We start from the raw sequence: 12,951 nt of genomic DNA, 5'->3' as shown, positions 1-12,951 counted from the left end.
AAGGAAAGCGCACGTGCCGATTCAAACCTTTGCCGACCTGTTGGCACCCTTCCCGGTGCTGCGCTTTCTGGAAGAATACCGCGGCCGCAACTGGCTCCACATCGAGGGCTCGCCGCAGAAGGTGGGCGCGACGCTGGATTGGGAGAGCCTCAACCGTCTGTTGAACATGGAGGTCTGGAACCACCAGAATTTGCTCTTGGTGCAGGACACCCAGCCGGTGCCGGCGCCGGCGTTCTGCCGCCAGCGGGTCGACCGCACCGGCCAGCCGCAAATGGTGCCGGTGCCGGCGCTGGTGGAACGGCATCTGGCCCGCGGCGCCTCGCTGGTGCTGAACGAGATGGAGACGCTGGAGCCGGACGTGCGCGGCCTGGTCGACGTCTTTGCCGAGGGGCTGGGCGCCAAATGCTCCTGCAACGCCTATATCTCGCAGCGGAACCACCAGGCCTTCGACAGCCATTTCGACCGCGCCGACGTGTTCGCCATCCAGACCCTGGGCGAGAAGCGCTGGCGCATTTACGAAGGCCAGATCGAGGCGCCGGTGATCCACGCCCGCTTCACCGGCATGCCGAAGCCGGAGATCGAGCGCCAGAAGGGCAAGGTCGAGGCGGAAATCGTCACCCGGCCCGGCGACGTGCTGTATCTGCCGCGCGGTCGCTTCCACGACGCGCTGGCGACGGAGGGACCCTCAATCCATCTCTCCTTCGCGGTCAGCGAGCCCAAGGGCCTGGATTTCCTGCAGATCGTCATGGACGAGGCCGTCGCCGACCCGGCCTTCCGCCGCGACCTGCCGCTGGACGAGGCCGACCTGCCCGCCTGTTTCGACCGTCTGGCCGATCGCCTGCGCGAGGTGGCCCGCGCCACGCGCACCAAGGAGCGCGGCCGCACCCTGCGGCAGAGCTTCGTGCCGCCCCGTCCCGCCTTCCGCCTGGGCCAGAGGTGATACCGTCCATGAGCGCGCTCCCGGACCCGACCGATCCGTCTCTCTATTCCCACTGGGCCGACGACGTGGTGCGCTTCTGCGACACCGACCAGGCCGGCCACGTCAACAATGTCGCCATCGCCGCCTATGTGGAGACCGGCCGCCTGATGTTCGACCGCGAGGTGATCGGCGCGACCGCCGAGGGGTTGGAGGGCGAGGTGTTCCAGGCCATTCTCGCCAATCTGACCGTGAACTACCTTCTGGAGAGCTTCTGGCCCGGCAAGGTGCGGGTCGGCACCCGGTTGATCCGCATCGGCACCAGCTCGCTCACCACGGCGCATGGCGTCTTTCGCGAGCATGGCTGCATCGCCACCTCCACCTGCGTCATGGTCAACCGGGCCGACGGCCGGAGCGCGCCCATCGGCCCGCAAATGCGCGAGCGGTTGGCGGGTTTGCTGCCCTAGCGGGTCTTGGTGCGGCCTGGCAGGAAGAAGACCAGCCCCATGGCCAGCGCCGCGGCGGCCAGCAGCAGGAAGCCGGCCGCATAGGACGCCGTCAGCGCCAGCAGGCCGGAGAGCAGCGGCGGGCCGATCACCGAGCCGAGAAAGGTGATGACCATGACGCCGGCGGTCGCCTCGCTGACCCGGTCGGCAGGGGATTGGCGGGCGGTCTCGGCCAGGAACACGCCATTCCAGCCGATGGCCGTGGCGCCGAGGGCGATGCCGAGCGCCGCCACCAGCGCGAATGGCCAGGCCAGGTCGACGCTCAGGATCAGTGCGACGCTGGCAGCCATGCCAAAGCCCAGCCCGCCCAGCACCCAGCGCGCCGGGACCCGGTCGGCGACCCAGCCCCAGCCGATGCGGCCGGCGACGGCGGCGACATTGGCGATGGCCAGCACGCTGCCCGCCGCGGCCAGGCTCAGGCCGACCACCTCGTGCAGATAGACCACCAGGAACGAGGCGACGCCCAGTTGCACGCCGGAAAACACCAGCGAGCAGATGGCCATGCGCCGGAGGCCCGCATGGTGCGCCACCAGCCGCATCGGCGCCAGCAGGGTCTGCCAGCGAAACGGCGAGCCCTCGCCGCGCGCCCGGTCGAGGCGGGTGCGGAACGCCTGGGCCGCCAGCGCCGTCGCCAGCACCAACCCGGTCGAAACCAGGACGGCGCCCTGCCAACCCGCCGCCAGCACCACCGCCGGCAGCACCAGCCCGGCCAGGCCATAGCCGATCGGCACGCAGGTCTGCTTGATGGAGAACACCAGGCCCAGCCGCTGCGGCGGCACCACCCGCGCCAGCAGAAAGGAGCCGGCCGGGTTCATCGGCCCATAGCCGGCCCCGACCAGCAGGGCTGCCAGCGGCAGCAGCCATGGCTCTGCCGGCAACAGGCAGAGCAGGCCGGCCGCGTTTGCCAGCGTCGCCCACTGGCACATCCGCACCGCGCCCACCCGCGGCGAGATGCCGGCGGTCAGCAGGGTGGCGACGGCCGAGCCGAAAAACGCCAGCCCGGTGTAGAGCCCGACCAGGCCTGCCGAGACGCCGAAGCTCGCCGCGGCGCTGGAGGCGATCACCGGCAGGGTCAGATAGGCCAGCGCCGAGGCCGCCTGCATGCCGGTCATGACGGCAACGGCCAGCCAGTAGCCGCGTTCGGGTTCGGAGGTGGTCATTTCATGATGCTATCGACGATCGAAACCGGAAGCGGTGGTGTGGCGGCAGCGGCAGAACGGGCGGATTAGGTGTCCCGCGCCTGAGAGGCCCTGGTCTGGTGGGCGCGAACATAGGCCGTCAGCACATTTTGCATGCGGGTCAGATGCCCTTTGCCGCCGGCCTTGAAGAAGGCGAACACCTCCGCATCCAGCTTCAAATGGACGGATTTTTTCTCCGCCCGAGAGACAGCGTCGGCGGCCTCCCAGAATTCGTCGGGCAGAAGGTCATCCTCGATCCGGGGGTTCTTCGTGCGAAGTTCCCCCCGGTCCTTCATCGCCCGGATTTCGGCGAGCGATGCTGTCTTGATATTTCTTGAGGTCACGGCGACCTCCTTTCCAGGCTGTGATCAGGCGGGTGGTTTCCTGCCGCTCTGTGTGAACGACCGTATAGGGTTCACCATCATAGGGTTCACCATCGACCAGACCGAGTGAAATCCAACGCTCCTCACCATAATCGCTGCGGTCGTCGATGCGTGTCAAAACCGGTCCTTCGAAAATCAGCGCGGCTTCCAGAATATCAACGCCTCTTTCGTTCAGTATTGCATAACGCTTTTCTTCATCCCATTCGAAATTCATTGCAACTTATAATCCCTTCTTGGAAATTATTAAATGCATGATGAAATGCTAATCTAACAAATGTCAGGAGGTAATGGCAATTGTGTATCATAAAAATGTACATTTGTCAACCGGCGCTGCCACCTTCCACCACCCCTCGATTGCCTTTCGCTCCCCATCCCGGCATAGTGCGGTTTCCGATGGTTCTCTAGCGAAAAGGGTCTTTTGACCGATGGCCGGACAAGGCTTCCGCTTTCCGAAAATGGCGTTCCCCGACGATGTGGAGGCGCTGCGCCAGGATATTCGCGGCTTCCTCCGGGCCGAGCGGGCAAGCGGCGGCTTCACGCCGATTGCCGACTGCTGGGGCTCGGGCCTGTCGCCGGAATTCAGCCGCAAGCTGGGCCAGCGCGGCTATCTGGCGGTGACCTGGCCCAAGGCGTATGGCGGCCACGAGAAGACCATGCTGCACCGCTATGTCATCACCGAGGAACTGGTCTCGGCCGGTGCTCCCGTCGGTGCCCACTGGGTGGCCGACCGGCAGAGCGGCCCCTTGCTGCTGCGCTATGGCACCGAGGAGCAGAAGACGAGCATCCTGCCCCGCATCGCCGCCGGCGAGTGCTATTTCGCCATCGGCATGAGCGAGCCGGGCTCCGGCTCCGATCTCGCCAGCGTGCGCACGCGGGCGGAAAAGGTGGACGGCGGCTGGAAGATCAACGGCGCCAAAATCTGGTCGTCGGGCGCGCATATCTGCCACTACATGATCGCCCTGGTCCGCACCACGCCGGTTCAGGACGGCCAGAAGCACCGCGGCCTGTCGCAATTCCTGGTCGACCTGTCGACGCCGGGCATCAGCGTGCGCGGCATCAAGAACATCGCCAACGAAAGCCATTTCAACGAGACCGTGTTCCAGGACGTGTTCGTGCCGGATGACGCCATGCTCGGCAATGAGGGCGATGGCTGGAAGCAGGTGACCGGCGAACTGGCCATCGAGCGTTCGGGGCCCGAGCGCTTCCTGTCCACCACCATCATCCTGGAGGAAGCCGTCCGCGCCATGCAGGCGACGGACGACGACCGCATCCGCCTCGCCTTCGGCCAGTTGGTGGCGCGGCTGCGGACGCTCCGGCGCATGTCGCTCGGCGTCTCGGCGCTGCTACAGGAAGGCCAGTCGCCGGAGACCGAGGCGGCGCTGGTCAAGGAGGTCGGCACCCGGTTCGAGCGCGAGATCATCGAGGGAGTGCGCGGCCTCTCGGCCGGCGCGCCGACGACCCAGGGCATGAGCGCCTATCACTCCACCCTGCGCGACGGCATCCTGCACATCCCGTCGAGCACGATCCGCGGCGGCACCAACGAGGTGCTGAAGGGCATCGTCGCGCGGCAGTTGGGCTTGCGGTAGCGCTTCCCGCCCAGCGCTGTGCACCCCGGCCATTGCGGAGCGGTGCGCCGGGGTGCACCGAATGTCAGGATTGTGTTCCCCGGAGGTGGCGGAGCCGCCATCCGGGGCCAGTGTCATCCTTCGAACACTACCACTGCCCGTGTTCGCGAGAGCAACCGATCCCGGCACACCGCTCCGCGGCGGCCGAGAAACACCGAATGTCAGGCTTTGTGTTCCCTGGATCGGCGCTCCGCCCCGTCCGGGGAACAAGATCCTCTATCATCCTGTGCCCCGGCCATGAGCCGGGGCCTGCCGCGGCGTTTGCCTGCGCCTACTCCCGCGTCAGCACCAGGGCGCCGCCCTGGCCGACCCGGGCGGTGAAGCCGTCCGGGACCACGGTGGTTGTCTGGTCCTCGACGATCAGGGCCGGCCCCTTGGCCTCGCCGTCGCCCAGACTCTCGCGGCGCCAGACCGCGGCCTCGACAAAGGCCTGGGCGTTGCTGTCGAACAGCCGGCGCGTGCCGACCGGCTCGCCGGCCTCTCCGCCGCCGGCAACCGCTTCGCTCACCTGCGACGAGACCGCCGGCGAGGCCACGGTCAGCGTCCAGCTCAGGATTTCCGGCTCCTGGCCCGGCACGGTCTGGCCGTAGAGTGCACGGTAAGCGTCCTCGAACGCCGCGCGCAGGGTCGCCGCGTCGCCGGCCTCCAGGGCGCGGGCCGGCAGCGGCACGGTGATTTCGTGGCCCTGGCCGACATAGCGCATGAAGGCCATGCGGGTCTCGGTCAGGTCCGCCTCCGGCGCGCCCAGGCGGACGATGGCGGTCGCCTCCGCCAGCATCGTGCCCAGCAACTCGTTCGCCGCCGCGGCGTCGAATTGGTCGAGCCGCATATAGCGGCTGCGCACCACCTCATAGCTGATCGGCGCGCGCAGGAAGCCGACCGCCGAGCCGACGCCGGCGCCGGCCGGCACGATCACGTGGCTGAGATTCAGCTTCTCGGCCAGGCGGGCGGCGTGCAGCGGGGCGGCACCGCCGAAGGCGATCATGGCGCGGGCGGCGATGTCCTTGCCCCACTCGACCGCGTGGACGCGGGCGGCGTTGGCCATGTTCTCGTCGACGATCTCCGCCACGGCAAAGGCGGCGAGCGGCGCGTCCATGCCGAGCGGCCGGCCGATGGTGCGCTCCAGCGCCTCGCCCGCCTTCTCCGGCGCCAGCTTGACCGAGCCGCCGGCGAACGCCGCGGGGTCGATCTTGCCCAGCACCAGGTCGGCGTCGGTCACGGCGGCGCGGCTGCCGCCCTGGTCATAGCAGGCCGGGCCCGGCTGCGAGCCGGCGCTTTCCGGCCCGACCGCGACCCGACCGAGCGCGTCCACCGACGCGATGGAGCCGCCGCCGGCGCCGATCTCCACCATCTCGATCGCGGGGATCTTCACCGGCAGGCCCGAGCCCTTCAGGTTGCGGTAGGCGCGCGCCACCTCGAACGTGCGCGTCGCGAGCGGTTGATAATCGTCGATCAGGCAGATTTTCGCCGTGGTGCCGCCCATGTCGTAGCTGACCACCCGGTCCAGCCCCAGTTCCTCGGCGATGCGGGCCGCCAGGATCGCGCCGCCGGCGGGGCCGCTCTCCACCAGCCGGATCGGGAACTTGACCGCCGTCGCCAGGTCGGTGAGGCCGCCGCCGGACGTCATCAGCAGGAAGGGGCAGCGGAAGCCCTGTGCCTGCAACTCCGCATCCAGTGCTTGCAGATAGCGGGCCATTTTCGGCTGCACATAGGCGTTGGCGCAGGTGGTCGACTGGCGCTCATACTCGCGGATTTCCGGCGCCACCTCGCTGGAGAGCGAAATGGCGAGGTCCGGGAAGCGCGCCGCAATCCGGTCGCGCACCCGCTCCTCGTGGGCGGGGTTGGCGTAGGCGTGCAGCAGGCCCACCGCCAGCGCCTCGATGGCGTGCTTCTCGATCAGCGGGAACAGCGCCGCGACCGAGGCCTCGTCCAGCGGCAGCAGGGGCTGGCCCTGCACGTTCAGCCGCTCGGCCACCGGCCAGCGCAGATAGCGCGGCACCAATGGCGCCGGGCGGTCGATATTGATGTCGTATTGCTCGAACCGGTTTTCCAGCGCCATCTCCACCGCGTCGCGATGGCCTTCGGTGGTGACGAGGGCGGTCTTGGCGCCCTTGCGCTCGATCAGCGCGTTGGTGGCGAGGGTTGTGCCGTGGATCAGCAGGCCCACCTGGGGCGGCGCCAGACCGGCTTCGGTCATGGCCCGCGCCACCCCTTCCAGCACGCCGCGTTCGGGCGCGTCCGGCGTGGTCAGCACCTTGGTGGTGAACTGGCGCGATCCGTGTTCGAGCACGACATCGGTGAACGTACCGCCGATGTCGACGGCGAGGCGGGCTGGGTCGGTGGTCATGGGCGGACAATCGGCGGCGGGACGGAACTAACGGAACATGAACGGAATCATGGCGATCAACAAGATCGCCAAAAGTGCATTGATCGACCGCCGGACGGCCGGCCGCTGGAACAGCCGGGCGATGCCGACGCCGAACAGCGCCCAGACGGCGGTGCTGGGCAGGGTCGTCGCCATCGCCAGCCCCGCCAGGACCGCGGCCTGCTCCGGCACGGAGCCCAGCGCCGGCATCAGCGGCACGGCGGTCAGCGAGGCCACCCAGCCCTTCGGGTTCAGGAACTGGAAGCCGAAGGCCTCGACGAAACGCAGCGGCCGCGCTTCCTCCGCCGCCCGCGGCGCGTCGGCGGTGGCGACGCGCCAGGCGAGATAGAGCAGGTAGAGCGAGCCCGCGACCGCCAGCGCCGTCTGCGCCTCCGGCCAGGTCGCAAACACGGTGCCGAGGCCCAGGCCGCAGAGCAGCATCAGCAGCGTCAAACCGAAGGTGATGCCGGCAATGTGCGGCCAGGTGCGGGCCAGGCCGAAATTCATGCCGCTGGCCGTCAGCATGGCGTTGTTCGGCCCTGGCGTCGCCGCCATGACGAACACATACCAGGTGACGGGGCCGAGCAACAGCAGGGGGTCTTGGGCCATGGGCAGCGGGCGCCGAGTTGGAGGATCGCAAGGAACGGTCCGAGTTGTGCAGGAAGCAGCGGCGGGCGCAAGGCCGCCAATCGCTCCGCCGCGCCCAATACGGGCGAGACGGATGACAGGCGCCCGCGTTTCGGGCATGGTCGCCGGGCCTTTACTCCCTATGCCGAGGAGCCTTCGCCATGCCTTCCGCCTCGCCGATCTGGCCGGCGCAATTGGACCATATGCGCCTGGAGAGCGACGCCCCCAAGGCGCTGGCCGATTTCTATGCCCGCGCCCTGGGTTTCGAGGTGCACGGCTTCGGCGAGGACTTCCTGTTGCAGGCGCCTGGCCGTCGCCAGATCGTCGGCAAGGGCAAGCGCGGCGGTCGCACCTATCACGCCTATCGCCTGCAGAACGCCCGGCAACTGGCCGAGGTTCGCGCCTATGTCCAGGCCCAGGGGCTCGCCACCGAGCCCTCGCCGGCGGCGGCGTTCGGCGCGGATGCAGTGGCGGTGCGCGACCCGGACGGTTGGCTGAACGTGTTCGGCCTGCCCCGGCCCGGCCTGCCGAGCCCCAAGGCCGCCAACGCCATTCCCGCCCGCGCCTATGAGGCCCGGCTGCAACACGTGGTCGTTGCGACGCCGAACCTGGCGCCGATGATCGCGTTTTATGAACAGGGTCTGGGCTTCGTCGCCTCGGATTATGTGCTGCTGGACGAGGCGGACGAGGGGTCGAAGCGCGTCGCCTTCTGGCGCACCGACCCCGAGCACCACTGCTTCGCGGCCTTCCAGGCGAGCCACTCCAAACCCGACCACCACGCCTATGAGACCGGTGGCTGGATGGATTTCCGCGACTGGGGCGATCATCTGGCCAATCTGGAAATCCCGGTGGTCTGGGGGCCGGGCCGGCACGGCCCCGGCAACAACCTGTTCTTCATGTTCGAGGACCCGAACGGCGACCGCATCGAACTCTCCGCCGAACTGGAGCATCTGCCGCGCGAGATGGGGCCCCGCACCTGGCCGCACACGGAGCGCACGGTGAATCTCTGGGGCGCCGGCTGGATCCGGCAATAGGGTGAGCGCTCCGTCCCACGTTCTGCGCCTGACCGGCGGCGCGTTGCGCGGCCGCAAGCTGGCGGTGCCGCCGGGCCTCGCCGTGCGGCCGACGGCCGAGCGGGTGCGGGAAGCCCTGTTCAACCGGCTGGCCCATGGCGGCTTCGGCGCCGACGGCGGCTCGATCCTGGCCGGCGCCCGCGTGCTCGACCTCTGCTGCGGCACCGGCGCGCTGGCGTTCGAGGCGCTCTCGCGCGGCGCGGCGCACGCCACCCTGGTGGATGCCGCGCCCGCCAGCCTGCGCCTCGCCCGCGACAACGCCCGGGTGCTGGGCGTGGCCGAGCGCTGCACCTTCCTCGCCTCGCACCTGCCGGTGGGGCTGCCGGCGGGGCCGTTCGACCTGGTGTTCTTCGACCCGCCCTATGCCTCTGATCTCTATGAGCCTGTGTTGCAGGCGCTGGCCCGGTCCGGCAGCGTCCGCACCGGCGGCCTGGTCTCGGTCGAGGCGCCGGCGAAGCGCGCTATCGCCGTGCCCGAGGGGTTCACGCTGCGGCACGACCAGCGCTATGGCGCGACCCGGCTGTGGCTGTTGCAGGCGGACGAAGCGGGTTAGGGTTGGCGATACCCTTCCGACCCATCCAAGAGACGTTTTCCATGACCGATGCCGCCGCCCTGCACCAAGACGCTTTGGTGATCGACAGCCTCGTCTACCATGCCGATGGCTGGCCGGACGATCTGCGCGCCGGCCAGATCGACGCCATCCAGGTGACCGCCTGCCATTTCGAATGCGATTTCGAGCAGGCCTGCCAGGAGGTCGCCCGCTGGCAGGAGCGCTTCAACGCGCCGGACTCCGACTGGCTCCAGATCGAGACGGTCGCCGACTTCGACCACGCCCGCGCGGCGGGCAAGATCGGCGCGGTGCTCGGCTGGCAGAACACGCGGCCCATCGCCGACCGGATCGAGCGGTTGCACCTGTTCCACAAGCTGGGCCTGCGCGTCATGCAGCTCACCTACAACTACCGCAACATGCTGGGCGACGGTTGCCTGGAGCCGGAAGGGGCGGGCCTCACCACCTATGGCCGCGACGTCGTGAGGGAGATGAACCGGCTCGGCATTGCCATCGACCTTTCCCATGTCGGCTATCGCACCGCCATGGACGCGATCGAGGCAAGCGAGAAGCCCTGTCTCGTCACCCACGCCAACGCCCATGTGTTGAGCCCGCTGGCCCGCAACAAGCCGGACGACCTGATCCGGGCGCTGGTGGCCAAGGGTGGCTATATCGGCGCCAGCATTTATGGCCCGATGAACTGGGACGGCGATGCGGCGCGCAAGCCGGGCATCGACGACTATCTGCGCCATGTGGACTATCTGGCGAACCTGGCCGGGCCGGAGAATCTGGGCTTCGGCACCGATCTCGCCACCGGCGCGGACCTGCCGAAAATCGCCTTCGAGCGCACGCCGCCGCGTCGCTGGGAGGGCATCAACACCTTCAACAAGATTTTCGGCGAGGCCATCCCCGAGCGCTATCTGGCCGAGGTGCGCAGCCACCGCGACCTGCCGAAAGTGACCGAGGCGCTGGTCAAGCACGGCTGGCCGGAAGCGCAGATCCGCGGCTATCTGGGCGAGAACGTCCGGCGCAAGCTGGGCGAGATCTGGGGGGCTTAACGGGCCTTTGGGGTGGTGGGACGGACGGCGGACTTTGTTCCATCCCTGCCCCGGGCTTGACCCGGGGTCCATGCCTGAGAGCCTCTCACGGGGAATGCAGCTTGTGAGACGCTCTCAGGCATAGGCTCCCGCTTCCGCGGGAGTGGGGGAGAAAGATGGCCGCTGCGTTCTCCCTCAAAATGGCGCCCGCGCCTGGGAGGCCCCGCCTACCGCCCGCCCCGCGCCATGGCTAGCGCCACCAGCGCCGGCAGCACCGCCGCCGCCAGGAACACCGTGCCGAACGCCTTCAGGAAGGCGGCGTCGGTGGCGCCCTGGCCGCCGCCGAGCGTCGCGAAGGCGAGGCTCAGCAGGCTGGCGGCGGTCATGACGCCGACGGTGCGGCTCACCTGGGCGAGGCTGCCGGCGACGCCGCGCTCCTCCAGCCGCATGGTGCCGGTGATCACGTCCATGCTGGAGATCAGGAACAGGCCCATGCCGGCGCCGGCCAGGAACAGCGGCACGATCATGGCGACGACGCCGGGGAAGGCGGGCCAGCAGCCGATGCCGGCAAGGCCGAGTGCCGTCGCACCGGCCGCGAGCCCCGCGGTGCGGCGGGCGCCGAGGCGCTCCACCAGCCGTCCTGCCACCAGGCTCACCACGGCGGTGCCGAGCGGCGAGCAGGCGAGCACCAGCCCGGCGACCGTCACCTCCAGCGCCGTCAGCCGGGCGAGGAAATAGGGCACGATCAGCATGACCGCGAAGCCGGCGAACGCCACCGCCATATTGGCCACCACCACGCCGGAAAACGCCGCCCGGCGAAACAGGTAGAGCGGCAGGATCGGCGCCGGCGAGCGGCTCTCGTGGCGCAGCAGCAGCGCCACCATCACCGCCGTGAGCCCGGCCAGCCCCGCCGGCAGAACCGGGTTGCTGCCGGCGACCTGTAGCCGGTTGACGGTAAAGAGCAGGGCGGCCATCGCCGCCGCCAGCAGCAGCGCGCCGGCGACGTTCATTGGCGTATCGGCCGCCGCGGCCCGCTGTTCCGCCGTGCGCGCCGGCAGGCTCCAGACCAGGGCCAGCGCGATCAGGCAGAGTGGCACGCGCATCCCATAGACGCCGGGCCAGCCGACCCACGCGACCATGAGGCCGCCGACCGACGGCCCCAACGCCATGGCGATGCCGAACATCAGCATAAAAAGCCCCAGCATGCGCGCCCGGCGTTCCTCGCCCGCCAGGCCGGTGATGAGCGCCGGCCCGCAGGACCCGACCAGGGCCGCGCCGATGCCCTGGGCGACGCGCGCGGCCAGCAGCCATTCGAAGCTGGGGGCGAGCGTCAGGACGACGAACGCCCCCGTGCTCCAGACCAGGCCGGCGGAGAACACCAGCCGCCGGCCGATGCGGTCGCCGATGCGGCCGCAGAACAGCATCAGGCTGGTGTGGGTCAGCACATAGGCGATCACCACCCACTGGATTTGCTGGATCTCGATGCCGAAGGCGCGGGTGATGTCCGGGAACGCGATGTTGACGGCCGAATCGAGCGGCACCACGGCGGTGCCGATGCCGATGCAAAGAATGGCCAGCCGGTCGCGCAGGCTCACGACGCCAGCAGGTCCCGCACCGCCTGGCGGATAAAGGCCTGGTCCGCCGGGACGTCGGTGGGATTGCCGGCGCGGTGGCCCCAGATCGAGGGGATCGGCCGCAACTCGGCGTTCGGCAGGTGTTTCAGCTCGCGCCGGTTGTCCTCGACGCGGAAATAGAGGTCGGTCTCGGACGGCATCAGGATCGTGCGCGCCCAGATCGCCCCCAGCGCCCGCCCCAGATCGCCCTGGTACAGATCGTTGGCGCTGATGTCCGCGTGCTGCCAGCTCCAGAGCATGGCCAGCAGGTTGTCGGCGTCGCGGCGCAGGAAATTCCACTCCCACGAACGCACCAGATAATCCTCCAGCGAGGTGAAGCCCGCCTGGCGCCAGACCTCGTCGCGGTAGAATTCCTGGCTCATGCCCCAGCCGGCATAGACCCGGCCCATGGCCCGCAGGCCGGTCTCCGGCTTCTCGCGAAAATGTGTGCCGCACCAGGCCGCATCGGCGGTCAGCGCCGCCTTTACGCCTTCCAGGAACACGTAATTGTGCGGCGCGGTCCGGGCCGAGCCGCAAATGGCGAGGATGCTTTGCACCGCGTCCGGGAACAGGGCGCCCCAGTGCAGCGCCTGTTGCGCCCCCATGCTCCAGCCATAGACCAGCGCAATGCGCTCCACGCCGAACACTTCGCTCAGCAGCCGGCGCTGGGCCCGGACATTGTCGCAGAGCGTGAAGTGGGGATAGCGCGCCTTGCCGTGCGGCGGCTCGATCGTGCTGGGCGAGGTGGAGAGGCCGTTGCCGAACATGTTGGGAATGACGATGAAATGCGTCTCGGGGTCGAGAATGCCGCCGGGCCGGATCAGCCATTCCGTGTCGGTGTGTTGCGCCCCATAGCTGGTGGGGTAGACGATGGCGTTGCTCTTGTCGGCGTTGAGCCGGCCATAGGTCTTGTAGGCCAGCACCGGGTTCGGCACGGTCAGGCCGGACTGCAACACGGTCGGGCCGAGCGGGAAGGTCTGATAGTCAACCATGGGCGGGGGCTTGTCTTTGGCGGCGTGTCTGGGCGGGTCCAAGCGGGCGGCCATCATGGCGCGGTTTTGCGGCAAGCGGCAACCACGGT

At 69.0% G+C, this 12,951-nt stretch carries 13 protein-coding genes; 6 read left to right on the top strand and 7 right to left on the bottom strand.

Features of this window, described 5'->3' with window-relative positions; all coding sequences use genetic code 11:
* Positions 1-13 precede the first annotated feature (13 nt).
* Together H6844_12565 and H6844_12560 are read left to right on the top strand one after the other, a co-directional pair.
* The gene (locus tag H6844_12565) at positions 14-940 is read left to right on the top strand and encodes a hypothetical protein (protein ID MCB9930229.1); all 927 of its coding nucleotides are present in this window, start codon (positions 14-16) and stop codon (positions 938-940) included.
* A gap of 8 nt (positions 941-948) precedes the next feature.
* Positions 949-1,383, top strand: a complete 435-nt coding sequence (locus H6844_12560) for an acyl-CoA thioesterase (GenBank protein MCB9930228.1) — start codon at positions 949-951, stop codon at positions 1,381-1,383.
* Here the strand turns inward: H6844_12560 and H6844_12555 are convergent.
* From H6844_12555 to H6844_12545, 3 genes are all read right to left on the bottom strand, one after another.
* Positions 1,380-2,582 (bottom strand): MFS transporter, encoded by a 1,203-nt coding sequence (locus H6844_12555; GenBank protein MCB9930227.1) that lies wholly within the window; start codon positions 2,580-2,582, stop codon positions 1,380-1,382. The genes H6844_12560 and H6844_12555 overlap by 4 nt on opposite strands.
* 65 nt (positions 2,583-2,647) lie before the next feature.
* Positions 2,648-2,896 carry a BrnA antitoxin family protein gene (locus H6844_12550; protein MCB9930226.1) on the bottom strand — a complete coding sequence of 83 codons (249 nt, stop codon included), beginning with the start codon at positions 2,894-2,896 and terminating at the stop codon, positions 2,648-2,650.
* A complete protein-coding gene (locus H6844_12545; GenBank protein MCB9930225.1) occupies positions 2,847-3,197 on the bottom strand; it encodes a BrnT family toxin in 351 nt (116 codons plus the stop codon). Before H6844_12545 ends, H6844_12550 begins: the two co-directional genes overlap by 50 nt.
* A gap of 211 nt (positions 3,198-3,408) precedes the next feature.
* Between H6844_12545 and H6844_12540 the strand changes: the two genes are divergently transcribed.
* Positions 3,409-4,569, top strand: a complete 1,161-nt coding sequence (locus tag H6844_12540; GenBank protein MCB9930224.1) for an acyl-CoA dehydrogenase family protein — start codon at positions 3,409-3,411, stop codon at positions 4,567-4,569.
* A 310-nt stretch (positions 4,570-4,879) separates the two neighbouring features.
* Here H6844_12540 and H6844_12535 read toward each other — a convergent pair whose 3' ends face one another.
* A complete protein-coding gene (locus tag H6844_12535) occupies positions 4,880-6,955 on the bottom strand; it encodes a hydantoinase/oxoprolinase family protein (GenBank protein MCB9930223.1) in 2,076 nt (691 codons plus the stop codon).
* 27 nt (positions 6,956-6,982) lie between these two features.
* The gene (locus H6844_12530; protein MCB9930222.1) at positions 6,983-7,582 is read right to left on the bottom strand and encodes a LysE family translocator; all 600 of its coding nucleotides are present in this window, start codon (positions 7,580-7,582) and stop codon (positions 6,983-6,985) included.
* A gap of 179 nt (positions 7,583-7,761) precedes the next feature.
* Here H6844_12530 and H6844_12525 point away from each other — a divergent pair, with 179 nt between their 5' ends.
* From H6844_12525 to H6844_12515, 3 genes are read left to right on the top strand one after another with little or no spacing between them, the layout of a single operon-like run.
* Positions 7,762-8,634, top strand: a complete 873-nt coding sequence (locus tag H6844_12525; GenBank protein ID MCB9930221.1) for a VOC family protein — start codon at positions 7,762-7,764, stop codon at positions 8,632-8,634.
* Positions 8,635-8,656: 22 nt separating this feature from the next.
* Complete coding sequence (rsmD, locus tag H6844_12520) at positions 8,657-9,226, top strand: 16S rRNA (guanine(966)-N(2))-methyltransferase RsmD (protein MCB9930220.1); 570 nt, start codon at positions 8,657-8,659, stop codon at positions 9,224-9,226.
* A gap of 41 nt (positions 9,227-9,267) precedes the next feature.
* The gene (locus H6844_12515) at positions 9,268-10,278 is read left to right on the top strand and encodes a membrane dipeptidase (GenBank protein MCB9930219.1); all 1,011 of its coding nucleotides are present in this window, start codon (positions 9,268-9,270) and stop codon (positions 10,276-10,278) included.
* A gap of 206 nt (positions 10,279-10,484) precedes the next feature.
* Here H6844_12515 and H6844_12510 read toward each other — a convergent pair whose 3' ends face one another.
* Together H6844_12510 and H6844_12505 are read right to left on the bottom strand one after the other, a co-directional pair.
* The gene (locus H6844_12510) at positions 10,485-11,852 is read right to left on the bottom strand and encodes an MFS transporter (GenBank protein MCB9930218.1); all 1,368 of its coding nucleotides are present in this window, start codon (positions 11,850-11,852) and stop codon (positions 10,485-10,487) included.
* Entirely contained in the window at positions 11,849-12,862 is a 1,014-nt protein-coding gene (locus H6844_12505; protein MCB9930217.1) for an alpha/beta fold hydrolase, read from the bottom strand. The genes H6844_12510 and H6844_12505 overlap by 4 nt, the downstream gene beginning before the upstream one ends.
* Positions 12,863-12,951: the final 89 nt, after the last annotated feature.

This window comes from Alphaproteobacteria bacterium, from assembly GCA_020638555.1.
In the GTDB taxonomy this organism is placed as follows: domain Bacteria; phylum Pseudomonadota; class Alphaproteobacteria; order Bin95; family Bin95; genus JACKII01.
This window is presented reverse-complemented; position numbering and strand designations above follow the sequence as displayed.

Coding starts and splice junctions, on each gene's coding strand:
- H6844_12560 (MCB9930228.1), top strand. CDS start 949: ATGAGCGCGCTCCCGGACCCGACCGATCCGTCTCTCTATTCCCACTGG.
- H6844_12555 (MCB9930227.1), bottom strand. CDS start 2,582: ATGACCACCTCCGAACCCGAACGCGGCTACTGGCTGGCCGTTGCCGTC.
- H6844_12550 (MCB9930226.1), bottom strand. CDS start 2,896: ATGAAGGACCGGGGGGAACTTCGCACGAAGAACCCCCGGATCGAGGAT.
- H6844_12545 (MCB9930225.1), bottom strand. CDS start 3,197: ATGAATTTCGAATGGGATGAAGAAAAGCGTTATGCAATACTGAACGAA.
- H6844_12540 (MCB9930224.1), top strand. CDS start 3,409: ATGGCCGGACAAGGCTTCCGCTTTCCGAAAATGGCGTTCCCCGACGAT.
- H6844_12535 (MCB9930223.1), bottom strand. CDS start 6,955: ATGACCACCGACCCAGCCCGCCTCGCCGTCGACATCGGCGGTACGTTC.
- H6844_12530 (MCB9930222.1), bottom strand. CDS start 7,582: ATGGCCCAAGACCCCCTGCTGTTGCTCGGCCCCGTCACCTGGTATGTG.
- H6844_12525 (MCB9930221.1), top strand. CDS start 7,762: ATGCCTTCCGCCTCGCCGATCTGGCCGGCGCAATTGGACCATATGCGC.
- H6844_12515 (MCB9930219.1), top strand. CDS start 9,268: ATGACCGATGCCGCCGCCCTGCACCAAGACGCTTTGGTGATCGACAGC.
- H6844_12505 (MCB9930217.1), bottom strand. CDS start 12,862: ATGGTTGACTATCAGACCTTCCCGCTCGGCCCGACCGTGTTGCAGTCC.